20 protein-coding genes are annotated in these 24399 nt (G+C 37.6%); 10 read left to right on the forward strand and 10 right to left on the reverse strand.

Annotated features, from left to right (window positions below; all coding sequences use genetic code 11):
* Positions 1-36 precede the first annotated feature (36 nt).
* A complete protein-coding gene (gene glnE, locus BS34_RS0102795) occupies positions 37-2781 on the forward strand; it encodes a bifunctional [glutamate--ammonia ligase]-adenylyl-L-tyrosine phosphorylase/[glutamate--ammonia-ligase] adenylyltransferase (protein WP_038126243.1) in 2745 nt (914 codons plus the stop codon).
* 90 nt (positions 2782-2871) lie between these two features.
* On the opposite strand, the gene glnA is transcribed toward glnE, so the two are convergent.
* Positions 2872-4278: a type I glutamate--ammonia ligase gene (gene glnA, locus BS34_RS0102800; RefSeq protein WP_029407032.1), complete on the reverse strand. Its 1407-nt coding sequence runs from the start codon at positions 4276-4278 to the stop codon at positions 2872-2874.
* A gap of 435 nt (positions 4279-4713) precedes the next feature.
* Here glnA and BS34_RS0102810 point away from each other — a divergent pair, with 435 nt between their 5' ends.
* From BS34_RS0102810 to BS34_RS0102840, 7 genes are all read left to right on the forward strand, one after another.
* A complete protein-coding gene (locus BS34_RS0102810) occupies positions 4714-6987 on the forward strand; it encodes an ABC transporter permease subunit (RefSeq protein WP_029407033.1) in 2274 nt (757 codons plus the stop codon).
* Positions 6988-6998: 11 nt separating this feature from the next.
* Positions 6999-8639 (forward strand): phosphate ABC transporter permease PstA, encoded by a 1641-nt coding sequence (gene pstA, locus BS34_RS0102815; protein ID WP_029407034.1) that lies wholly within the window; start codon positions 6999-7001, stop codon positions 8637-8639.
* Positions 8640-8833: 194 nt separating this feature from the next.
* A complete protein-coding gene (pstB, locus tag BS34_RS0102820; protein WP_029407035.1) occupies positions 8834-9652 on the forward strand; it encodes a phosphate ABC transporter ATP-binding protein PstB in 819 nt (272 codons plus the stop codon).
* A gap of 69 nt (positions 9653-9721) precedes the next feature.
* On the forward strand, positions 9722-10468 hold the full coding sequence (phoU, locus tag BS34_RS0102825) for a phosphate signaling complex protein PhoU (RefSeq protein ID WP_029407036.1): 747 nt from the start codon (positions 9722-9724) through the stop codon (positions 10466-10468).
* A gap of 23 nt (positions 10469-10491) precedes the next feature.
* Entirely contained in the window at positions 10492-11190 is a 699-nt protein-coding gene (gene phoB, locus BS34_RS0102830) for a phosphate regulon transcriptional regulator PhoB (protein WP_029407037.1), read from the forward strand.
* Between the two features lie 3 nt (positions 11191-11193).
* On the forward strand, positions 11194-12480 hold the full coding sequence (phoR, locus tag BS34_RS0102835) for a phosphate regulon sensor histidine kinase PhoR (RefSeq protein ID WP_029407038.1): 1287 nt from the start codon (positions 11194-11196) through the stop codon (positions 12478-12480).
* Positions 12481-12791: 311 nt separating this feature from the next.
* A complete protein-coding gene (locus tag BS34_RS0102840) occupies positions 12792-13751 on the forward strand; it encodes a PstS family phosphate ABC transporter substrate-binding protein (protein WP_029407039.1) in 960 nt (319 codons plus the stop codon).
* Between the two features lie 104 nt (positions 13752-13855).
* Here BS34_RS0102840 and BS34_RS0102845 read toward each other — a convergent pair whose 3' ends face one another.
* Entirely contained in the window at positions 13856-14107 is a 252-nt protein-coding gene (locus BS34_RS0102845; RefSeq protein WP_029407040.1) for a 2Fe-2S iron-sulfur cluster-binding protein, read from the reverse strand.
* 137 nt (positions 14108-14244) lie between these two features.
* On the opposite strand from BS34_RS0102845, the gene BS34_RS0102850 reads away from it, so the two are divergent.
* On the forward strand, positions 14245-15084 hold the full coding sequence (locus BS34_RS0102850) for an ion transporter (protein WP_029407041.1): 840 nt from the start codon (positions 14245-14247) through the stop codon (positions 15082-15084).
* Between the two features lie 130 nt (positions 15085-15214).
* Here BS34_RS0102850 and BS34_RS0102855 read toward each other — a convergent pair whose 3' ends face one another.
* Together BS34_RS0102855 and BS34_RS0102860 are read right to left on the reverse strand one after the other, a co-directional pair.
* Entirely contained in the window at positions 15215-15928 is a 714-nt protein-coding gene (locus BS34_RS0102855; RefSeq protein ID WP_038126246.1) for a VIT1/CCC1 transporter family protein, read from the reverse strand.
* Between the two features lie 73 nt (positions 15929-16001).
* On the reverse strand, positions 16002-16526 hold the full coding sequence (locus tag BS34_RS0102860; RefSeq protein ID WP_029407043.1) for a DsrE family protein: 525 nt from the start codon (positions 16524-16526) through the stop codon (positions 16002-16004).
* Positions 16527-16782: 256 nt separating this feature from the next.
* Here BS34_RS0102860 and BS34_RS0102865 point away from each other — a divergent pair, with 256 nt between their 5' ends.
* Positions 16783-17082 carry a BolA family protein gene (locus BS34_RS0102865; RefSeq protein WP_029407044.1) on the forward strand — a complete coding sequence of 100 codons (300 nt, stop codon included), beginning with the start codon at positions 16783-16785 and terminating at the stop codon, positions 17080-17082.
* Positions 17083-17095: 13 nt separating this feature from the next.
* Here BS34_RS0102865 and BS34_RS0102870 read toward each other — a convergent pair whose 3' ends face one another.
* From BS34_RS0102870 to BS34_RS0102895, 6 genes are all read right to left on the reverse strand, one after another.
* Positions 17096-17662 carry a hypothetical protein gene (locus BS34_RS0102870; protein ID WP_029407045.1) on the reverse strand — a complete coding sequence of 189 codons (567 nt, stop codon included), beginning with the start codon at positions 17660-17662 and terminating at the stop codon, positions 17096-17098.
* A 6-nt stretch (positions 17663-17668) separates the two neighbouring features.
* Positions 17669-18526, reverse strand: coding sequence for a symmetrical bis(5'-nucleosyl)-tetraphosphatase (locus tag BS34_RS0102875; protein ID WP_029407046.1), 858 nt, complete (start codon positions 18524-18526; stop codon positions 17669-17671).
* 36 nt (positions 18527-18562) lie between these two features.
* Positions 18563-19381: a 16S rRNA (adenine(1518)-N(6)/adenine(1519)-N(6))-dimethyltransferase RsmA gene (rsmA, locus tag BS34_RS0102880; protein ID WP_029407047.1), complete on the reverse strand. Its 819-nt coding sequence runs from the start codon at positions 19379-19381 to the stop codon at positions 18563-18565.
* A 9-nt stretch (positions 19382-19390) separates the two neighbouring features.
* A complete protein-coding gene (gene pdxA / locus BS34_RS0102885; RefSeq protein WP_029407048.1) occupies positions 19391-20374 on the reverse strand; it encodes a 4-hydroxythreonine-4-phosphate dehydrogenase PdxA in 984 nt (327 codons plus the stop codon).
* 188 nt (positions 20375-20562) lie between these two features.
* Positions 20563-21864 carry a peptidylprolyl isomerase gene (locus BS34_RS0102890; RefSeq protein WP_038126249.1) on the reverse strand — a complete coding sequence of 434 codons (1302 nt, stop codon included), beginning with the start codon at positions 21862-21864 and terminating at the stop codon, positions 20563-20565.
* Between the two features lie 54 nt (positions 21865-21918).
* Entirely contained in the window at positions 21919-24291 is a 2373-nt protein-coding gene (locus tag BS34_RS0102895; protein WP_051640652.1) for an LPS-assembly protein LptD, read from the reverse strand.
* Positions 24292-24399: the final 108 nt, after the last annotated feature.

Raw genomic sequence — 24399 nt, forward strand, 5'->3', positions numbered from 1 at the left:
TGCTATATTCATAAAAACATTTTAATGGAGTAAAAAATGCCTCATTCAATTGAAAAAGTGCTCAATTGGTCTCCCTTTGTTGAGAGGTTAACCCAACGTTATCCAGATTTATTAGAGTCTTCTAGTTATGAAGAAACCTGGGCTCAAGGTTCTTTGTATGAACGAGTCTACAGCAAGGTATTTTCTGCTGAAAGTGAAGCCGAATTATTAGAGCATCTAAGGGTGCAACGTAATTGGATGATGGGGCGCATCGCTCTTAGGGATTTAATGCAACTTTCTGTTTTGGTGGAAACGGTTTCTGCAACTTCAGAATTGGCGGATGCATTAGTGAGCGCAGCCTTAGATTGGCATTATGCAAGATTTTGTCATCGCTACGGAACACCCATAGGTCGTGAATCTGGTGAACCCCAAAAATTGATAGTTATCGGGATGGGGAAACTTGGTGGACAAGAATTAAACTTTTCTTCAGATATTGATTTGATTTTTACTTACCCAGAAGGGGGGGAGACAGAAGGAGGAGCTAAAAATATTTCTAATGATCAGTTTTTTATTCGTTTAGGGCAAGCACTAAACAAATCATTAGTAGAGGTAACTAATGATGGATTTGTTTACCGTGTCGATATGCGCTTAAGGCCTTTTGGGGATGCGGGGCCTCTCGCTGTAAACTTTTCAAGTTTAGAACATTATTATGAAATACATGGTCGAGCCTGGGAACGTTATGCCCTGGTTAAAGCTAGAGTAATGGCGGGTGATAAAAACAAGGGAGAGGAACTCTTTGAGATATTGCGTCCATTTGTCTATCGCCGTTATGTTGATTTTAGTGCAATGGATTCATTGCGTGAACTTAAACAGATGATTGTTGATCAGGTCGCTAAAAAAGGCATGGTCGACAATATAAAGTTAGGCACTGGAGGAATAAGAGAAATTGAGTTTATCGCCCAAGCCTTTCAGTTAGTGCATGGCGGTCGCGATAAAATGCTGCAAACACGCTCTTTATTGCCAACACTTAAGGTGTTGAATAAGCATGAGTTTTTAGAAAATGATGTTTATGAAAATTTAGTTGAAGCCTATCGGTTTTTAAGAACGGCTGAAAACAGATTGCAGATGTGGGGAGATCAGCAAACTCATAGTTTGCCAACAAATGATAGTCAGCAATGCTTACTCGCAAATTCAATGGGGTTTAATGATTATTCGGCATTTTATGCGGTTTTAAATGAGCATAGGGCATTTGTTGAGTCACAATTTAAGGCTGTATTTGCACAAGAAAAAGAGTGTGACGTGCGTGATGATATGAGTGTTTTATGGTCAAGTGAATTTAATGATTGGCATGAGTTAGAGGCTTTAGGGGTAGCTGAAGATTTAGCAAAGAGTTTAGCAAAAGCCTTAAATGATTTTAAAACATCACGTCAGATAAAAACGTTAAGCAAGGAGGGGATTGAACGCTTAGATGAAGTTATGCCTTTTATATTAAAAGCGTTAATTTCACCTAATATGAACTTAGTTACCCTGCAAAGAGTGCTGTCAGTAGTTGAATCTATTGCTAAACGAAGTGTTTACCTTGTGTTGATCAAAGAAAATTCGGAGGCATTGGAGCATCTAGTTGGGTTGTGTGAAGCAAGTGCTTGGTTGACTGAGATGTTAGTTAAATATCCTGCTTTATTAGATCAGCTATTAGATGAATGTGAGCTTTACTCACCTTTAAGAAAAGATGACTTGCAAAGTCAGGCTTTTGCGTTGTTGCAAGAGACAGGTTTAGACGAAGAAGTTTTTATGGATAAAATGCGTCAATGGCGTCATGCACAAGTCTTTAAAGTTGCAGCTGCTGATTTAATGGGGCACTTACCTTTAATGAAAGTCAGTGATTATTTAACTTGGGTTGCTGAGGCGGTGGTTAATGTAAGTGTAGAATTTGCATGGCAATTAATGCAAAAGCGTAGTGGATTGCCCGGTGGGTTAGAGGTTAATTCGCCTAGAAACCCCTTTATGGTTTTAGGTTACGGAAAGCTTGGCGGGTTAGAGTTAGGTTTTGGCTCTGATTTGGATGTAGTTTTTGTATATCAAGGTGTGGGTTCTAGTGAGCAGACCATTAATGCTAATGGAAAAACACTAGATAATGCGATTTATTTTATACGAATGGGGCAAAAGGTTATCTCTTTGCTCTCTACGGTAATGCCTTCTGGAAGACTTTATGAAGTGGATACGCGTTTGCGTCCAAATGGTAATTCAGGCATGTTGGTTACCGATTTTAATAGTTATATGCAATACATTGAAAACAAAGCATGGAACTGGGAGTATCAAGCGTTAGTTAGAGCGCGAGCTGTAGTGGGTGATGATGAAAGTGTTAATGCATTTGATTCTTTTAGAACCACCTTTTTAACTCAGGTTAGAGAGGTTAATTCTATTCGGCAGAGTGTTGTAGAAATGCGCCAAAAAATGAAAGATTCATTGGATAAAAGTAGTAATTCCGTTTTTGATTTAAAGCAGGGTGAAGGCGGTATTGTGGATATTGAATTTATGATGCAGTTTTTAGTATTGTCTTATGCAAATAAATATCCTGAATTAGCCGTTTATACTGATAATGTTCGTATTTTAGAAGTGGTTGCTAAATTTGAGTTGCTCTCTGCAGAGTCTGTCTCGCAGTTAACAGAAGCTTACAAAGTTTACCGTGAAAAATACCATCGAATGGCTTTGGCAAACGAAAACCCCTTGGTTTCAAATGACAGTTTTGTAGAAAACCGTAAAGCGGTTAAAAGTGTTTGGAATGATTTGTTTTTGACGTGATTAAAGTGAAGATAAAATAGAAAGTTACCAGGCCTGGTAGCTATAAAAAAACCTGCGTAAAAGCAGGTTTTTTTGGTTAATCCAGAAGGATTAAGCTGAGTAGTACATGTCAAACTCAATAGGGTGAGTTGTTGCACGTAAACGTGTAACTTGTTCCATTTTAAGATCAATATATGAATCAATTGCATCGTCAGAGAATACACCACCCATTTTCAAGAACTCACGATCTTCATCAAGAGCATCAAGAGCTTCTTCTAAAGAAGCACATACTGTGTTGTATTCAGCTTCTTCTTCAGGAGTAAGGTCATATAGATCTTTCTCTGAAGGTTCACCTGGTTCAATTTTGTTAATAATACCGTCAAGACCAGCCATTAATGAAGCAGCGAATGCTAGATATGGGTTAGCTGTTGGATCTGGGAAACGTAATTCAACACGACGTGAACGCTCTGAAGGAGCGTAAGGAATACGGATTGAAGAAGAACGGTTTTTACCAGAGTAAGCAATCAGTACAGGAGCTTCAAAACCAGGGACTAAACGCTTGTAAGAGTTTGTACCAGGGTTAGTAAAAGCGTTAAGTGCACGAGCATGCTTCATTAAACCACCAATGTACCATAGTGCTTCTTGAGAAAGACCAGAGTAAACATCACCAGCAAAGATGTTTTTACCACCTTTAGATAAAGACATATTAATGTGCATACCAGTACCGTTATCACCAACAATTGGTTTAGGCATGAATGTCGCTGTTTTACCAAGTGCATGACATGTGTTGTGCACAGCATATTTAAGAATCTGAACTTCATCAGCTTTAGCTGTAAGCGTGTTACCAGCAACGGCTAATTCACACTGTCCACCAGCAGCAACTTCGTGGTGATGAGCTTCAAGTTCAAGTCCCATTGCTTCTGCCATGGCACAAATGTCAGCACGAACTTCGTGTAGTTGATCTACAGGAGGAACAGGGAAGTAACCACCTTTAACTGAAGGGCGGTGACCCATGTTTCCACCTTCAAGTTCACGAGCCGCTTCCCAAGAAGATTCACCAGAATCTAACTTAACGAAACAACCCGACATGTCTTCACCCCATTGAACGTTGTCAAAGATGAAAAATTCAGGTTCAGGACCAAAGAATGCAGAATCAGCTACACCAGTAGAAGAAAGGTAAGCTTCTGCTTTCTTAGCAATACCGCGAGGGTCTTTATCATATGATTCCATTGTTGCTGGAGAAACAATCATCATGCGAATAATGATAGTAGAATCATTGGTGAAAGGGTCAAGATATGCGCCGTCAGTTTGCGGGATTAATAGCATATCTGAATCATTAATGCCTTTCCAACCTTCAATTGATGAACCATCAAAAGTTTCACCATCGGTAAAGAAATCTTCGTCTACTTTTGATGCAGGGATGGTTACGTGTTGTTCTTTACCGTGTGTATCAGTAAAGCGTAAATCTGCCCATTTAACATCATTCTCTTTGATCATATCTAAAATAGCTTGTGGCATTTTTTAGTCCTTTTTTCAGCTGTGAAAATAAAAAATTAACAGAAGAGATAATAGCGTGAACTGTGCCAGTATTCCAATTATTTTTATTAATCTTCTAATTTCTTTAGTTTTCAATGGCTTGACATTTTTAGATGAATTTATGGGTGAGATTTTTGGTTTTCAAAAGATTTTTTTGGTGCATGCTAATGAAAGGTATGGTGCAAAAATGAGGTTTTGAATTGCATTTAAGTCTTATTTTTTAAATTGATGCCATTAAAATATTACAGTTTTATGACAAAGATAAAGCTTAATTTTTTCAAATAAAATTTAATGTCATTTTAACGTCATATAGCTTTGTTAATATTCTTCATAAATTTATTTATATGGATTCACTTAAGGTTAGTTTTTACTTTGCTTAATGTGAAAAGCATCGCTCTTAAAGAAGGTTGGATTTTTATGTCAACAACAATTCAAAATAAGTTAGACGCAGTTCTAAGTGGCCCAGCGTTTGAAAAGCGTATTCGCCGTAGGAATATGGCGAATACGATTTCAAAATACGGGATCTCAACAGGCGGAATCAGTGTTATCTTTGCTGTTTTGCTCATTATGTTTTTCTTAATGTATGTGGTTATACCGTTGTTTATTCCACCTACCATTGAAAAGAACACAAGTTATTCAGTACCAGGTGGAACAGTAGAAAAGTCACTTTATTATGGTGTAGATGAATATCAATCTTCGGCAATAAGATTTACTCAATCAGGTAAGTTGATTGGATTTACCCTTGCGGATGGTGAAATTAACTTTACAGATGCTTTACCTTTGAATGGTGCAAAAATCACTTCTTTTACCGTTGTTAATGAACTTGATCACATCATCGCTTTGGGGCTTTCAAGTGGTCAAATACTTTTTGCTAAATATGGTTATAAAGTAAGTTATCCAAATGATGTTAGAACGATTACGCCAGAAGTCACTTATCCTTTTGGAGAAGAACCGTTACAAGTGACAGATACAGAAATTACAAGTTTAGCGGTTAAAAGCTCTGATTCTGAAGTTCGCATAGCCTATCAAGTTAAAGGCTCAAATCAGATAGCGATAAAACAATACACTAAAACTGAGTCAATGCTAACCGATGATGTCACTTTAGAGCTTGATCGTGAATCTAAGGTTTCAACTACTAGCGATGTTAAATGGTTGAAAATTGATACCAGTGGAAGAAATCTTTACCTGATTTCTAAACAAGGCACAACTGATTATTATGATATTTCTAATCTAGAATCACCAAGCCTAGTACAGCATGTTAGTTTGTTAGCTGATAGTGAAAAGCCAACAGTCATTCGTTTTTTATTAGGTGACTATTCTTTAATGATAGGAACGGATAAGGGAAATATATATCAATGGTTTCCTGTTCGTGATGAGCAAAATGAATTTTCCTTAAAAGAAATACGTAAGTTTTCAGTGTCTGAATCGGCCATTAAATCAATTGGGATAGAATTGGCTCGTAAAGGTTTTGCAGCTACCGATGAAAATGGCCAATTTCATCTACTTCATTCAACATCTGAACGTAACTTAGGTTCTCGCTCAGTGGTAGAGGGTCAAGCGGCTGGAATGGTCACGATTTCACCACGAGCAGATGGGGCCATTGTTGAATCGGCTAATGGTCAGTTAGTACATTTTGAAATTGATAATGAACACCCTGATGTTTCATTTAAAAGTTTGTGGGGCAAAGTTTGGTATGAAGGTTATGAAGAGCCAACTTATACTTGGCAGTCTTCATCAGCAAGTTCAGACTTTGAACCTAAGTTCTCTTTAATGCCTTTAACCTTCGGTACAATTAAAGCGGCATTATACTCAATGATATTTGCAGTTCCGATTGCGATTTTAGCCGCAATTTATACTGCTTTCTTTATGGATAAAGCAACACGTCAATGGGTAAAACCTTCGGTAGAGATGATTGAAGCTTTACCAACTGTTATTTTAGGTTTTCTTGCAGGACTTTGGCTTGCTCCTTATATGGAGACGCACTTGGCAGGCTTTTTTGCGATATTAGTCGTTTTACCCGTCGGTATTATCTTATTTGGTTATATGTGGTCAAGGTTACCTGAAAATATTCGCTTAATGATTCCGGTAGGCAGGCGTGCTGTTTTAATGATGCCGGTGATTATCTTTTTAGGTTGGTTCTCCTTGCAGTTAAGTGGTCCTATTGAAAATGTTATGTTTGATGGCAATATGCGTCACTGGTTAACAGCATCAGCAGGTATTGATTTTGACCAACGAAACGCAATGGTTATTGGTTTTGCAATGGGGTTTGCTTTAATTCCAACAATCTTTTCTGTAACGGAAGATGCTATTTACAATGTACCTAGTTATCTGGTTAATGGTTCTTTAGCCCTAGGTGCGAGTGGCTGGCAAACTTTGGTGGGTGTGGTTTTACCTACCGCAAGTCCGGGTATATTCTCAGCTATCATGCTTGGTTTTGGACGAGGAGTGGGGGAGACCATGATTGTGTTAATGGCCTCAGGTAATACCCCATTAATGGAAGTGAATATTTTTGAAGGGATGAGAACGCTATCAGCTAACTTAGCTGTGGAAATGCCTGAAGCAGAAGTCTTAAGTTCACATTATCGAGTTTTATTCTTAGCAGGCCTGGTATTGTTTATCTTTACCTTTATTTTTAATACCTTAGCGGAAGTTGTTCGTCAACGTATGCGCCGTAAATATGGTTCATTATAGGAGACATTGAGATGAAAGAATGGTTTAACAAAGGCGAACACTGGATATGGATGAGTTCGGCCATGGTTAGTATCAGTGTGGTTCTAGTCATTGGATTGATGGGAATGATTACCTACAAAGGCGGGATACACTTTTGGCCACACGCGGTTTATGAAGTTCATCTAGATCAAAATGGTCAAAAAGAGACTATTGTTGGAGAACTTCATGATGAAAAAACCGGACATGCAACTGACCCCATTTCAGGAGTGGAAACACCGGTTGATCAATATCTTTTCAAAGTGGGTAACCGTGATGTTTATGGTATTGATTTTAGATGGGTTAACAGTAATGTTCTCGATGGTGGAGTAGATAAACTATCCAAAGATGTTTTAGTTGTAGAACGTTATGAATACGGTAATGTTTATGGACACCTTATTAGTGCGAAACTTGGAGAAAAAACACTAAATAATCAAAATGATTTATTAGCGTTAATTAACCAACAAGTAGATAAAAGTACCGAAATACGCTCACAAATTCGCCATATCGAAAAAATTGAGATTGGTAAGGTTAACTATGAAATTGAGCAACTACGTTTTGAAGAGAAAAAACTGCGTTTAAAGAATGAATTCACACCAGAAGATGCTGCAAGAATTGATGAGGAACGTTCATTATTACAAACACAATTTAAGGAATTTCAAAAACAAACTGCGGTGTTATATAAGCAATTAAATGGTTTTGGAAGTATTACCGTTGAAATTAGTGGCGGTCAAAAACTGACGATTCCACTTAAAAAGATTGTGAGTTTGTGGCAACCAAATAATATGAACTTTATTGAAAAGATTGGTTTTTTCGGCCATTCGGTTAAAAGTTTTTTATTAGACGATCCGCGTGAAGCCAATACCGAAGGGGGGGTGTTCCCTGCCATGATTGGTACCATCACGATGGTTTTACTGATGACTATCTTTGTAACTCCAATGGGGGTTATTGCAGCTATCTATATGAGTGAATACGCTAAAGATGGGTTTATGTTAAGAATTGTTAGAATCTCAATCAATAACTTGGCTGGAGTTCCTTCAATTGTATTTGGTATTTTTGGTTTAGGCTTTTTTGTTTATATCTTAGGGGGCTCAATAGATGAGCTTTTCTATGACTATGCTTTACCTAGCCCCACATTTGGAACTCCTGGTTTATTATGGGCGGCATTAACCATGGCGTTGTTAACCTTACCCGTTGTGATTGTGTCTACAGAAGAAGGTTTGTCTCGTATTCCACGTTCGCTTAGAGAGGGTGGTTTGGCCTTGGGAGCAACCAAGTTTGAAACCATTATGAAAATCGTTTTACCAATGGCGACTCCGGCAATTATGACAGGGCTTATTTTAGCTATTGCACGAGCTGCGGGTGAAGTAGCGCCATTAATGTTGGTTGGTGTGGTTAAACTTGCTCCTGAATTACCGGTTGATTCAATTGCCCCATTTCTTCATTTAGATCGTAAGTTTATGCATTTAGGTTTCCATATTTATGATGTTGGTTTCCAAAGCCCTAACGTAGAAGCTTCGCAGCCATTGCTATATGCAACATCATTATTGCTTGTCATTATTATTGTTGGATTAAATATTGGTGCAATTTCTATCCGTAACCGTTTACGTGAGAAATATAAGGCTTTAGAACACTAATTAAACTGATATTACATTGAGTAAAGACCAAAAATTAGAACGGCTTTCTATTTTGTTCTATTCATTGGTGTAAGGGCTTTTAAGAAATATTAAAAATTCAAATTGATGTAAGTGTCATGAATCATCAATTAAATCTTATTTAAATACTATGTGTTGGTTTATGTATATTAAATCAATTAAATGAGGAAATTATTATGAGTGAAAAAGGTTTATCAATCTCAGTCGATAGAGAGAGTCAATCATTGTCTTTAGAGAGCGAAAAGATTTCAATTGAAGTTGAAAATTTAGATCTATATTATGGTGCTAAGCAAGCGCTTAATAAGATTAATATGCTTATACCTGAAAATCGCGTAACGGCTTTTATTGGCCCATCAGGGTGTGGTAAATCAACTCTGCTTCGTTGCTTTAATCGCATGAATGACCTGATAGATATTGTAAGGGTTGAAGGAAAAATGACCCTTCATGGTGACGATATATATTCAAAAAGCATGGATATATCGGCTTTACGTCGTAGTGTAGGTATGGTTTTTCAAAAACCAAATCCTTTCCCAAAATCGATATATGAAAATGTTTGTTATGGATTAAGACTTCAGGGAATTACAAATAAAAACACACTTGATGAAGCTGTTGAGTGGGCATTAAAAGGTGCTGGTTTATGGGAAGAAGTTAAAGATCGTTTAGATGAGAATGCATTGGGTATGTCTGGTGGGCAGCAACAGCGTTTATGTATTGCTAGAGCCATTGCCATTAAACCAAAAGTTTTACTTTTAGATGAACCTACTTCTGCATTAGATCCTATTTCTACCTTAGCGATTGAAGAACTTATTTTTGAACTTAAAAAAGATTTTACAATTTTAATTGTGACTCACAATATGCAACAAGCAGCTCGAGTATCAGATTACACTGCATTTATGTATATGGGAGACTTAATCGAATATACCGATACGGATAGTCTATTTACAAATCCTCAAGTAAAACGCACTGAAGATTACATCACAGGACGTTATGGCTAATTTAACCACTTAATTCTACATTCGTTAGTTTTTATAAAGTGTTTTAGTTAAAGATTAGGAAGAAATAAAATGGAACAAACAGAGTTTAAATCTCATATATCGCAACGATACAATGCTAGTTTAGAAGACCTTTTTAATCAGGTTTTAGAAATGGGTGGTTTGGTAGAAAAACAACTTGAAAATGCGGTTGAAGCTATTAAGTGTGAAGACAAAAGCTTAGCCAAAAAAATCAAGCAACTGGATAGAATTGTTAATAAAGAAGAAGTTGAAATTGACCGGCTTTGTGCAAGCGTCTTTGCGAGACAGCAACCGACAGCATCTGATTTACGTTTAGTAGTGAGTGCAATCCGCATTGCGGTTGATCTTGAGCGTATTGGTGATGAAGCGGTTAATGCTTCTAAATTAGCCATTAAAATGTCTAAAACAGATGAAGTACCTTGTAATACCTTACCAGCCTATGACTATTTAATGCAGATTCTTGATTTTGACAGAGCTATGTTGCAAAAGGTATTGACGAGCTTTGCAGAGTTAGATATAAATGGTCTATCAGATATCATTGAGTATGAAGATCAAGTCTCTGCAATAAAAGCGAAAGCTTTAGTTGAAATTCAACAGTCTTTAAACAATAATTCTGATGCATTAGCTGAATATATCATGCAAATGATAGTTTCAATTCGTTCTGCAGAACGTGTTTCAGCTCATATTGTTAATGTTTGTGAGAGTATTATTTACTTGGTTGAGGGTGAGCATGTACGTAATGTGAATTCTGAAAAGCTAAATGACTTTTTAAATAAGGCTGAAGAAGATAAAAGTTAATAAAACAAGTTTTGGAGTAACTTTTGAGTCAAAGTAAAATATTAGTGATTGAGGATGAAGCAGCAATACGTGACATGCTTAAATTCACTTTAACCTCATCTGACTTTAGTGTAAGCGAAGCGAGCAATGCTGAAGATGGCTGGAAATTGGTTTTGGAAGAAATTCCAGATTTGATATTGCTTGACTGGATGATGCCTGGTACGCCAGGTGTAACCCTAGCTCAAAGATTACGTCAAAATGATAAAACAAAAAATATTCCCATTATTATGCTAACTGCGCGTGGTGAAGAAGAAGACCAAGTTCAAGGTTTTAATTCTGGGGCAGATGACTATGTTATCAAACCGTTTTCTCCTCGAGCCTTAGTTGCACGAATACAAGCTTTATTGAGACGTCAATCACCTGATCAGTCGAAAGGCGATGAACTTATTACAGGCAATATGCGGTTAGATTTAAAGTCTCATCGTTTTTATGTTGTTGATGCAGAAATTAAGCTTGGGCCAACAGAATTTAAACTAGTACATTTTTTTATGTCTCATCCTAATAGAGTCTATTCTAGAGCGCAATTACTAGACCAGGTTTGGGGGGTAAATGTAGTGGTTGAGGAACGTACTGTTGATGTTCATATCCGCCGTTTAAGAAAGTTACTTGAGCCCACCCAAGTAGCTAACTATATACAAACCATCCGTGGTTCAGGCTACCGATTCTCTGTCGTAGAGGAATAACGTTTGTCATCTAATGGCATAAAACGTGAATTAACCTGGATTGTAAGCACTGCTAGCGTGTTACTCTTGTTTGCATTAGTAACTGATCAGTGGGTGCTATCACTTTTTATCTTTATCATATCTTACATTGCTCGCCAGTTATGGAGTATTAGACAATTTGAAAAATGGATGGATAGTCGCTTAAAAAATAGACATCCACCGGTGACCGGTTTTTGGAGTGAACTCACTTATCTAGTCTCTAAAAAGCAACGAGCTTTAGAAAAACATGCTGACCTAAATCTTTACAAATCGGAACAGTTTAAAGCCGCTTCTATGCTTATTCCTGATGCGGTTGTTTCTTTAGAAAAACACAATCGCATAGAGTGGTTTAATAGTGTTTCTAAATCATTATTGGGTATTAGAACTCACGATAAAGGTAGCAGAATTGCATCTGTGATAAGACAGCCTGAATTTGTTGAATATTTAAAAAAAAATGATTTTACTAAACCTTTAACCGTCAATTCGTCTTATCGTCCCTCTCGCACCTATGAGATGCAAATTATTCCATATTTTGAAAACCATAAATTATTGGTTGTCAGAGATATTACAGAACTTTATCAGTTAGCTCAGATTCGAAAAGATTTTATTGCGAATGCTTCGCATGAATTACGAACCCCGCTTACGGTCCTTAGAGGGTATTTAGAAGTGATGTTTGATACCCCAGGTGAGCATCAAGAACATTGGGAATTACCGCTTGAGCATATGCAAACTCAGGCTCATCGAATGCAATCGATAATTGAAGACTTACTTGCTCTATCAACAATTGAATCAGAGTCGATTACCGCAGAAAAAGAGAAAATAAACGTACCGGATAGATTAAAGCAACTTGAAATAGATGCTAAGCAATTGAGTGCTGGTAAGCATCAATTTTTCTTTGAGGTGGACGAATCCCTAGAAATGTATGGTTATCCCGAACCGTTAAAAAGTCTTTTTATGAATTTAGTCTCCAACGCTGTTCGTTACTCGCCAGATGGGGGGAATATTTATGTTCGCTGGTTTGGTACTAAACGACATTTGGTGTATGAAGTAGAGGACAATGGTTTAGGAATTTCGCAAGAACACATTCCCCGTTTAATGGAGCGTTTCTATCGAGTAGATAAAGACCGCTCTCGCGTCACAGGAGGTACTGGTTTAGGGTTGGCCATTGTTAAGCATGTTTTAGAAAAGCATAATGCTTCTTTACAAATTACGAGTGTGCTTGGCAAAGGCAGTACCTTTAGGTGTGAATTTCCACTGAGTTTGGCTCATTAGCATTTAGGCTTTTATAAAGAGGCTTTTGCTAAATCCCATGAATCTATAACAAAGGCTTTATATTATCAATCTTGAGCTTATTCAATCCAATCAATACCTAGCTACTATGCGTGGTTTTCAGACTAAATCTAAAGACTTCTTTTTATATCTCCACCCAAACTTGTGCAAATATCTCAGAACGAATGAGATTAATTACTCATAGTGGTTGTCATGAAATTGTCATATTAGTGTCAAGTTTGTTTTATGAAGGCTTTTTATACTTTGTCACGTATTCAAACAGTTTCATTTTATTTAATTTTTGGAGTTTTAATATGAAAAAATCTAGTATCTTTCTAGCTATGGGTCTTGCAGCTTCAGTTGCAACAACATCTGCATATGCAACAGCTGATCTTCCTACTTATCAAAAAGTTTCTGGTGTTTCTGGTAACCTTTCTTCAATTGGTTCTGATACATTAGCTAACCTAATGACTCTTTGGGCTGAAGAATTTAAACGTACTTACCCTAACGTAAATATTCAGATTCAAGCAGCTGGTTCTTCTACTGCTCCTCCAGCGCTAACTGAAGGGACTTCTAACATTGGTCCTATGAGTCGTAAAATGAAAACTAAAGAAATTGCGATGTTTGAATCTAAGAATGGTTACAAGCCAACTCCTATTGGTGTAGCTATTGATGCATTAGCAGTATATGTAAACAAAGATAACCCAATTAATGCACTATCAATTCCTGAAGTTGATGCAATTTTCTCTTCTACTCGTAAGTGTGGAGACAAAGAAGATGTGACTAACTGGAAGCAAGTTGGTGTAACAGGTGCATTATCTAATAAGACAATCCAGCTTTATGGTCGTAACTCAGTATCTGGTACTTATGGTTACTTTAAAAAGCACGCTTTATGTAAAGGTGATTACAAGTCATCTGTAAATGAACAGCCTGGTTCAGCTTCTGTTGTTCAGTCAGTTTCTGCTTCTTTAAACAGTATTGGTTATTCTGGTATTGGTTATAAGACAGCCGGTGTTAAGGCAGTTCCTCTTTCTAAGAAACAAGGTGGAGCTGCAGTAGCAGCTACTCCTGCGAATGCTTTAAACGGTACTTACCCTCTAGCACGTGTACTTTACGTATATGTAAACAAAGCTCCTAACAAAGGTGTTGAGCCTGTTATTGCTGAGTTTGTTAAGTTAGTACTTTCTAAGCAAGGTCAAGAAGCGGTAGTAAAAGATGGTTATATCCCTCTACCAGCTAAGTTTGCTGCTAAAGAGTTGAAAAAACTTAACTAATTTAAGTCTTAATCAGCATTAAAAAAGCCCCGTTAATTCGGGGCTTTTTAGTATGTAGAGTTTGTTAATATCTTGAAAAAGACGTTATTAAACTTCTAAATAACTTAAATCAATTCAATTTCTACATCGTTTAATGGAATCACGCTACAGGTTAAAATCTCACCTTTTTGGGTGTCGTAAGCGGGATCTTGAATTTCTTCTACATCACCAGAAATTAAACGTACGGCACATGCGCCACAGTTACCCCCTCGGCAGCTATAAGGCATATCAAATCCATTTTCATCTAATGCTTCTAGCATTGAGAATTGTCCATCAAATTCACATTCCCCTTGTCCTACTACTGTAATCTTAGCCATGGTTTAGTTCATTCCTGTTTTCATAAAAAAACATTATTTTAACAATTTAATTCATCAATCAATACAGTAAAATAGCCAAAATTTTTAACATTGTTTAAGCATTTAATTAAGCATTTAATTAATAAGGTATTTATGACATGACGTGGCTCGACTTTCAAAACCGTTTTCAAAAAATTCGTGATAACAAGGTCTTTGAGCTTTTTGTTATTTTTGTCATTATCTTTTCATCATTGATGATTGGTATCCGTACTTATGAGTTACCAGGCCTGGTAGAAACGATTTTAGTCTCTTTAGATTATGCGGTTACGTTGTTTTTTGTGATGGAAATTTCTATCCGTATGGCGGCAGAATCACGTTTTAGAGATTTTTTTAAAAAAGGTTGGAATATCTTTGATTTTGTTATTGTGGTGGTTAGCTTAATTCCTTTAGATGACTCTGAATATGCTCTAATCGCTCGTATGTTACGTTTGTTCCGTGTTATGCGTTTAATCTCCTTTATTCCTGAGCTTAGAGTCTTAGTGAGTGCCTTAATTTCCGCATTGCCTAGAATGGGTTATGTGGCTTTGTTGATGTTTATCATTTTCTATTTATATGCCGTTATTGGAAATATGCTGTATGCACAGCTTAACCCTGTGCTTTGGGGCGATTTAGGAGTTTCGTTATTGACGCTGTTTCGTGTTGCCACTTTTGAAGATTGGACTGATGTGATGTACGAGGCAATGACTCTGTATGGTTTAAGTTGGATTTACTTTATCAGTTTTATCTTTTTCTCAGCATTTGTCTTTTTAAATATGATGATAGGTATCGTCGTTGAAGTACTTGATGAAGAGCATAAAAAAATGGAAGCGGAAAACAACAGAGCGCAAGAAGTAGAAGAGTTAGTTGCTATTCAAAATCATGAACAAAAGATGGAAACAGAAATTGCTTTATTACATCAAAAACTCGATGCATTATTAGCGCAGCAATCCAATAAATAAATTGTTAAGAGATGTTTGTACCGTCGGGTGAGTATCGTCTCGTGCAAAGATCTCTTAATAACCCAATGACCAGGCCTGGTAATGTTTAGTTTGATGGTACTGTTTAAGATGTTGGTAATTTTTAGGCTGATTAACCGGCAACACCAAAAATCATTCCTACCCATGTTGTAATCGCCATAGCAATGCTTCCCCATATGATGACACGCATTGCTCCTTTTATTTTGCTTGCTCCTCCTACCCAGGCTGATAATGCTCCTAGAGTACCTAATAGAATTAATGAGGATATGGTGATGACGATTCCCATATTTTGTAATGGTAGAAAAATAACTAATATAACGGGAATAATTCCACCCGTAATGAAAGAAACGGCTGAGGCAAAGGCCGCTTGAATTGGGTTAGCGCTATGAATTTCTGATAAGCCTAATTCATCTCTAAGATGCGCATCGAGAGCATCATGCTCCATAAGTTCATGTGCTACTTGGTGGGCAGTTTGTTCGCTTACCCCGCGATTCATATAAATTAGAGCGAGTTCATGCTTTTCTGTTTCCCAGTTGTCTTGCAAAGCCTTTTTTTCAATCTCAAGGTCTGCTTCTTCAGTGTCAGATTGAGAACTGACAGAAACATATTCTCCTGCGGCCATTGCCATAGCTCCTGCGGCTAATGCCGCAATGGCAACCAGTAAAATATGTTCACGGTCAGCGCCAGCCGCAATAACACCTACAATTAAACTCACTACCGAGATAATGCCATCATTAGCACCCAAAACAGCCGCTCTTAACCAACCCATGCGATGGCTATAATGCTCTGCAATGAGATGTGTATTTAAATCTTCTGTAGTATTCATTGAGTTTGCCACTCTGTCTTTAGCATTGAGACTCTTTACAAGAGTCTCACATTAGTTGAAGTATTCTAATAAATTACCAAACCAGTAATTTATAACCCTTTTCTTGAAGCACCATCAAGGCCGCAGCGCCAACTTGAGCATATTCGGCAAAAGGACGAATATCAGCATCTGTCCAGCCAATAGTTTTCATGGTGTTACCACAAGCAATCCAGCGAACATTGTAATCTTTAGCAAAACTTTCAACACGTTGATAGATTAATGGGTCAACTTTACGCATTGGCTTTTTGGCTAAAACATGAATACCGGGTCCAATGGCAACAACGGCAACTTGTACATCATCGCCATAAAGTTGAATCATCGCTTGAATAGAGTTAAGAATATGGGTTTGGTACTCTGCATCTGATTTATTAAACATATAAACCACTTTATGCGAAGCTGGATCCCCCGGGAAACGATCGCTAGATGGACCGTTGACTTCTGGTGTGACTTTTAAGGTATGTTTTGCTGTGGTTGATGTATTTGCCTCTTCGTTGGCAAAACTGATTGCGCTAGAAAAGATGACACTTAAGCTTAATAGTAGGGTGATGAATAAACGCATAGGTCTTTCCTTTTACCTTAATAGGTTTTTAACTCTAGAGACCTTTCGCGCCGGTCTCATGCAAAGGTCTCTCTAATATTGAAATCTAAATAAACATTTAGTTATTAGTTTATTGTATGTTGATTTATTACATCAAAACATTAACTTGTAATAAAATTGTTTATATAGCTAATAAGTTAATCTTATTGGTTAATCTTAGGAAGAGATTTTCAGTCCGAGATTTAATCACGTAAAAAGACTTTAAGGAAGTAAAGAAATGATACAACCACAAATAGAGCAGGCCATTAATAACGAATTTGACGTTCAGTTTATGGAGTTGCTTAATGAAAGCCATATGCACTCAGGGCCAGCTCCAGAATCGCATTTTAAATTGACGATTGTCTCTAGTACCTTTGAAGGGTTAAATAAAGTTAAAAGACAACAAGCTGTTTATAAAGCTTTAGTAGCGTTGATGCCACAATTTCATGCTTTGGCACTTCATACCTATACGCCTAGCGAATGGTTGGAAATAGAACAGAGTATTCCGGCTTCACCAAAATGTACTGGTGGGCATTAGTTGATTAACAAACTTAAGTTTGTTCTTCGTCGGGAACGTAATCGGGGTCGGTCTCAGGATAGGTTAGATACCAAATATGACTAAATTTTTCGGCATCTAGCTTATTTTGTAATAATAGAATGGCTTGAACATATTGCTCAATATAATGGAATTTTCCTTTTCTAACCGATTGATAAAGGTGGCGATATTTATTGGGCAAAAAGTGCTTAAAGTGCGCGATTAAGCCAAATTCCCCTTCGGTTTCGCCGATACGCTTCATAACCTCTTGACGAGCTTTAAATTTAATTGTTCGTTCTTGAGATTCTAAAATTTTACTTACCCAAAAAAGTAACCCTGCCGCTAGTAAGAAGCTAATAACAGGGCGGTCATATAGAAAACTGCCCAGTAGAGTAACGGTCACCAAAATTAAAGCACTTACGGGAATGGTTAAAATGGATACCCAAATATAGTTGCCTTTAATTTCATCAGCGACTTTATCTATATTAAATTGCTGAACATCAACTTCATTAAGACGCTTTAACATCTCCTCGGGAGAAGGCGTGTTTTGTGTAGAATCTTGATTTTGACTGGTATCATCCATTTTGATTTATAACGACTTTTTCTTTTTAAGTTTAGGTTTACACTGTTGTTCACAATCAATTGTAAAACGCTGTTTTGAATCTAATGCATAAGCGGTCATTTTGCCACCCCATAGGCATCCCGTGTCGGTTGAATGAATATGATAAGCATCTATTGCACCAAGCGTTGACCAATGCCCAAAAAAAATCTCATAATCTTTGTTACGACGCTTGGGAAAAACAAACCAGGGTTGATACTTTGAATCAGAGTCTTTTGGCGCATTTTTTAGCTTAAATTCAAGTTTTCCGTTTGCAGTACAAAAACGCATTCTTGCGAAAGCATTCACGATATAGCGCAGACGATCATCACCTGCTAGGCTGTTATCCCATTCTCGAGGTTCTGAACCAAACAGTTTCTTGGCAATAAAATCTTGCCAGTTAGGTTGTGCTAACTGATTATGAACCTCTTGAGCGTAATTTCTAGCTTCAGAAATTGACCATTGCGGTGGAATGCCTGCATGTACCATCACGGCATGATAAAAGGAGTGGGTCACCATAAGAGGTTGGAGGCGCAACCAATCCATTAATTCATCGACATCATCCGCTTCAAGAATATCTCTTAAGGTATCTGATTTTGAGGTAAATTTATCTAGGCCTGAATAGGCGGCTAGCAAGTGAAAGTCATGATTACCTAAAACCATATCTGCTTTACCTTGTTCACAAAGTTGTTTAACAAAACGTAAACAAGCCAGTGATTTTGGACCACGATTAACAATATCTCCTACAAACCATAAATGATCAGAGTCCGGTTGATAGTTAATGTGTTTTAGCAAGGCTTGCAGTTCATCGTAGCAGCCCTGCAAGTCTCCAATAGCGTAGGTTGTCATTTGGTAAATGGTCTCTAAATATTAGTGGGTCGATTGTTATTTAATTTTATGGTAAACATTGGCTAGTTCAACAAACTTTTCTACACTCAGTGTTTCGGCTCTGGCTGTTGGATTAATTCCACAAGCTTCAATGTCTTCTACCTCTAAAAATCCTTTTAAGGTATTACGTAATGTTTTACGTTTTTGACTAAATGCTTGTTTAACAAGTTCAGCAAAATCGGCTTCATTATCTGCAATAAAAGGTTTACTTTTGTAGGGAAGCAAACGAACAATTGCGGAGTCGACTTTGGGAGGAGGGGTAAAGTTTTCTGGCCCAACGGTAAATAGATATTCGGTTTCACAGGCGTATTGAATCATCACACTTAAACGACCATAGGCTTTAATGCCTGGGTTTGCGGTAATGCGGTCGACCACTTCTTTTTGTAACATAAAATGCATGTCTTGAATATGGTCACTAAAGTTAAGCAGGTGAAACATTAATGGGCTAGAAATATTGTATGGCAGGTTACCAACGATACGTAATGGTTGTTCAGGCTCAAATTCTAGCAAGGTGGCATAATCAAAAGCTAGTGCATCTGTGTGGTGCAGATTGAAAGCAGGTTTGCTGGCAAAACGAATTTTTAGAGGTCCAATAAGGTCATTATCTATCTCGATAATGTCCATTCGTTTAACCACATCGATTAATGGCTCTGTTAATGCCGCTTCACCAGGGCCAATTTCAACCAAATGATTTTCAGGCTGAGGACGAATTGCGGCCACAATTTGATCAATCACGCGACCATTGTTCAGAAAGTTTTGCCCAAACTGCTTTTTGTGTTTGTGCCCAGAAGGACGATGGTTATTATTTTTTGCCATGATTGATTCTCATTGTTCCTGCGTACTAGCCATTTGAAGTGCAACTTCAATCGCATATTCAAAGCTGCGAACATCGGCTTTACCGGTTCCTGCTAAATCGAGAGCAGTACCATGGTCTACGGAGGTACGAATAAAAGGTAAACCTAAGGTAATATTCACGGCATTACCAAACCCCATGTGTTTAAGAACGGGGAGGCCTTGGTCATGATACATCGCTAGAACGGCATCGGCTTGTTCTAGATATTTAGGTGTAAAAAGCGTGTCAGCAGGCAAGGGGCCATTTAAATTCATCTTTTTGCCGAGTGTTTCTAAAACAGGCTCAATCACATCAATTTCTTCACGACCCATGTGTCCACCTTCTCCAGCATGAGGGTTTAATCCTGTGACTAAAATATGGGGTTCTTTAATACCAAACTGTGTTTGGAGAGCGTGATGGGTAATATTTAAAATATCTGTTAAGAGTGGCTGAGTAATTGCCTTAGGCACGTCGGCTAATGGTAGGTGTGTTGTGGCTAAAGCCACTCTTAGGCTTGGAGTGGCTAGCATCATAACAACTTGTTGGGTATTGCTGTCTTCTGCCAATAGCTCAGTATGTCCAGTAAATGGCAAGCCAGCTTCATTTATAACGCCTTTATGAACCGGTCCGGTAACCATCCCTGAAAATTCATTATTCATGCAACCTTGAATAGCTCGTTTGAGCATTTTAATGACGTAGTTTGCATTAGCCGGGTTAAGTTCTCCATCCACAACCGGTTCATCAGTGTTAATTTGGTCAATTAAGAGTGTTTTTGCTTGGCTCGGCTTGGCTGGCTGACTCGCGTCATAATTGATAAACTCAACCTCTAAACCCAAACGTTTTGCTCTATGAGCAAGCAGGGATTTATCAGCAATGACCACCATTTCAATTGGCCAGCTTTTTTGTGCAAGTTGAAGCACTAAATCAGGTCCAATACCAGCAGGTTCTCCAGAGGTGATTACTAAACGTTGAGTCATGTTAATTTCCGTTGTTGTTTTAAGAACTACCAGGCCTGGTAGATATTGAAACCTTTGCTTAAAAAGGTTTTAAGAAAGTCTTAATAAAGTTTCAATTAGGTTTCAATTAGGTTTATTAAAGCCAAAAAAGCAGGTGTTGAGTTATTTGGCTCAACACTCTGCTTTTAGTTGGGTTTGTTTTTTATTTTTTATTGTTTGATTTGAATAAACGCTTCGTCTTTTAAACGACGTAGCCATAAATCAAACATTTCATTTGCTTTGCGAACACGAATTGCTTGAATTGCTTTTTGTGTTTGGTCTTCGCCGGCTTTGTTTATTTCGCGTTTGTCATCAAGGTATAACAACATCCAACCTTTATCGGTTGCAAGAGGGGGTAATGCGGTCTTGATTGGCTGTTGTGCGACATCTTGACGAATGACACTCGGAATTTTATCAATCGTTCTCCAGCCTAAATCACTATTGGCATTAACTTCTGCCGGAATATCTGGGTACTTGGTAGAAAGTGCTTGAAAATCTTGCATGCTGTTTAGCGACTGAGAGAGTTTCATTAAACTGGTAGGAATTTTATTTCTATTCACATCGTCACTTAAAATAATAAAACGGAAAAGATGATACTCAGTTACTTCATCTACTTGACTGGTATCTTTTTTATCCGCTAATTTAATTAAGTGAAAGCCGCTAGCACTTTGAATAACATTACTCACTTGACCAACTTTTAGGTTTTCGATGGCATCAGCAAAGAAGGTAGGAACTTCTGATTCTTTCATCCAACCTAAGTCACCACCTTGCAAGGCTTTACCACCGTTTGAATAGCGTACGGCAAGTTGAGAGAAATCTTCTCCAGATTGAATGCGTTTTTGCAAAGATTTAATCTGTGCTAAGGCTTTTTCTCTTTGTTGAGGGGTTGCTGATTCGGGAAGCTCAATTAAGATATGATTGAGTCTAACTTGAACATTTTTTTCAGCCAGTTTTTGGCGTTTTAAATAGTTTTGAATTTCACTTTCGGTTACTTGAGCTTGGCTAATAACTTCGGCTTCTCTTAATTTTTGGATAAGCAGTTGTTGTTTGATTTTTTGACGCGCTTTTTGAAATCCACCGGACATTTCTAGGTTAAGTTGGTTGCGTAAATCAAGTAGCGATAAATTATTTTTTTCAGCTATTTTTTGCATCTGCTCGTTGATTTCTTCATCGCTAACTTTTAAACCAATTTTATGAGCACGGTCCTCTTGTAACACTTCATAAATAAGACTGTCTAATACTTTTTCTTGAAGAGCTTGAGCATCCTTTACCGGAATGTTTTGTGCAGCTAATGCTTGAGCTTGTTCATACATTTTGGCCGTTAATTCACTTTTAAGAATAATGTGGTCATCAACCACTGCAACCACTTTATCAAGTAAAACATCATTCGCAACGGCGTTAGAACTTAAGGTTGCCGTCAGGGTAAGACTAGTCAATATTGCCAGTAGTAGGGTTTGAAGCGTTTTTTTCATGCGTGTGCCTTTAAATATCCTAAATGTAGGTATTAACATTGCTGGATAAAATCTCTAAAAATTGAGTTTTTCGGTTAAAGTTTGTTTAAATTTTGTGCCAGAAGAGCTCAAACCTTTAAGCTCAAATTGCATTTGAATTCCGTCATTATACAAGCCATTTTCAAGTTGTGTACGTTCTGCAACAAATTCTGCTGCCCAACAGCAACTGTCGTAGCGTAAACCAAGTTGCATTTCATAAAAATCGTTTTCATTTAGGTCATAACTGCTGTAGATGCCTAGGTTCCAATCGGAATTGATTTGTGTGTAACCACCTAATGAAAGCATTTCTGTTTCAGATGATGTGCCTTGGTCGTACAAAGTATGGTTAATTAAAGCGATATTGTTATTTTTTTGCCATTTTAATCTTGTATTAGCATTTGTTAAATGTTGGTCATCGCTATCTAGTTGAGCGGTTGAGGCAAAATACCATTCATTGAACGCAAACCCTAATTTAACAAAAATATCTGAAACCTTTTCGGTTTCTGGAATGTCGTCTAAGGTGACATTGCGGTCTTCTAAATAAAGAATCTGACCGATTCCCATTTCTGCTATTTGTTTACCAACGGGACTCAGTAATCTGCTGGTCAACGCGGTGGATATCTGTCGAGTATCGCCAATCAGATCAGCGCCTGTAAAGCGGTTAAGGGCAAAGAGATTACTAAAGTCTAAACTGCGTTCGGCAGTATCAAATAATGTAATGTTGGATTGATCTTCATAAGGCGTATATAGGTACTGAATTTCGGGTTCTAAGGTTTGAATATAATTCTGTTTATTAAATTCAATATTACGTTCAAAGGTTAATCCACTTTTAACCGCTATTTGCGGAACGAAGCGAGTGATATTTTTATCTTGAGGTTCATTATTAAAGCCATCATCTCGCATTGAATATTGTGTTTGATTTGCGACTAAGGTTGTTTTTAAATAGCTGTAACTGTTTTGTATTTGATAGCTTAAGGTAGGAGAGGTGGTAAAACGTAAGCCTTCATATTTGTTTGTGACAGCAACGGGGGTTACAAAATCGGTCACCGTGGCATTAATATCAAAATCAAAATTACCAACTTGTTTGAGGTAACTAGCACTAATTTCGGGGCGCTTTTCATAGTTTATTGAAGCGTTCTGTAAACGTAAATAACTTAGCAGCTGAACATAGGCACTAAAATTTTGATTTTTATAATTAAGTTGTGCCTTACGCTGTTTTTGGGTTGCCGTTTTAAGGTTGGTTTGCACGGGGATATCGGCAAAAAAACTCTCGTCAGAAACTTCATCCCAATCGACATTACTAGTAAAACCATGGCTCCAGTTTTGGTTAGCTTCAATGCTTGCACGCCAACGTTCAGAACGTTTATCTCCATAAATTAAGTTGCCACTGGAATCACTAGAAACGATTCCTTCTGAAGCCGTTAATTGATCTTGTAATCCGGTTAAGGTTATTTTGGCCCCATGGGTAATGTTATTGGTTTTAGCGATGTATCTAAATTCATTTTCTAACGCTAGGCCTCGCTGAGTCATGGGAATAGCCGTTAGCGTATCATCCATATTGGGGGCGATATTAAAGTAATAAGGTATTTTGGCATATTGGTTAGAGGAATCTTGGGTAAGTGATTTATAACTGCCGAACTCAGGAAACAGTAATCCACTTGCTCGATCATCTAACGGATAATCAAAATAAGGGGTATAGAAAATCGGGACATCTTTAAAGTAAAGAGTGGTGTTTTTACCAACGACACGACGGGTTTCATTATTAACAGTCAATTCATCAAAGGTTAAGTCCCAATCTAATGATTTGTCACTGTTGACTTTACAGGTGGTGAGTGTGGCCTTAGCTAAAGCGGCTAGTTTGGCTTTTTGATCAATTTTAATGCTTTTTGAGTGTCCATGAGTGCGACTGGGTAGCATTTGATATTGGGTTTGTTTTAATTTGGCGGTTTCGTTTTTATTATTTATGACTGCCGTTTTAGCGGTAATCGTTATTTCTGGCTGATGAAGTTCAACATTGCCAGAAAAAATAGCGGTTTGTTTCTGCTTGTTTAAAACAGCTTGATCACTTAACACTACCAGGCCTGGTTGTTTTAAATTGGCGTTACCTTGTAATAAATATTCGTCTTTACTTGGCTGTAATAAACTGTCTGCTTCAATATGTTGAGGGGGATTAACCTGTTTTGGATCTTTTGGCGTAATGCTTTGAGGCTCTGCAATAAGTTGCGGGGCACAAGGATTAGTGCTCATTGAATTTTTGGCAGCCTGGGACAAAGCTTGGGTTGAAGGTTGGGTCGAAGGTTGAATCGTCTCTTGTGACCAGGCCTGGTTAGGCAAAAAGCTAAATAAACACAGTAGCGTATTAAATGTGTTGAAGCGAATTGTAGAGGTGACTGTGTTTTTATTCTTCATGCGGGTTCTATTTAACGGCGTTAATCTTGTTTATCTCATTCAGATATTTTCATTCAGAATTTGACATCTAATAGAGAATCATTAATTATTCACGGACTGCTTATTTTA

Origin of the sequence: Thiomicrorhabdus sp. Milos-T2, assembly GCF_000702325.1 — a bacterium.
GTDB lineage: Bacteria > Pseudomonadota > Gammaproteobacteria > Thiomicrospirales > Thiomicrospiraceae > Thiomicrorhabdus.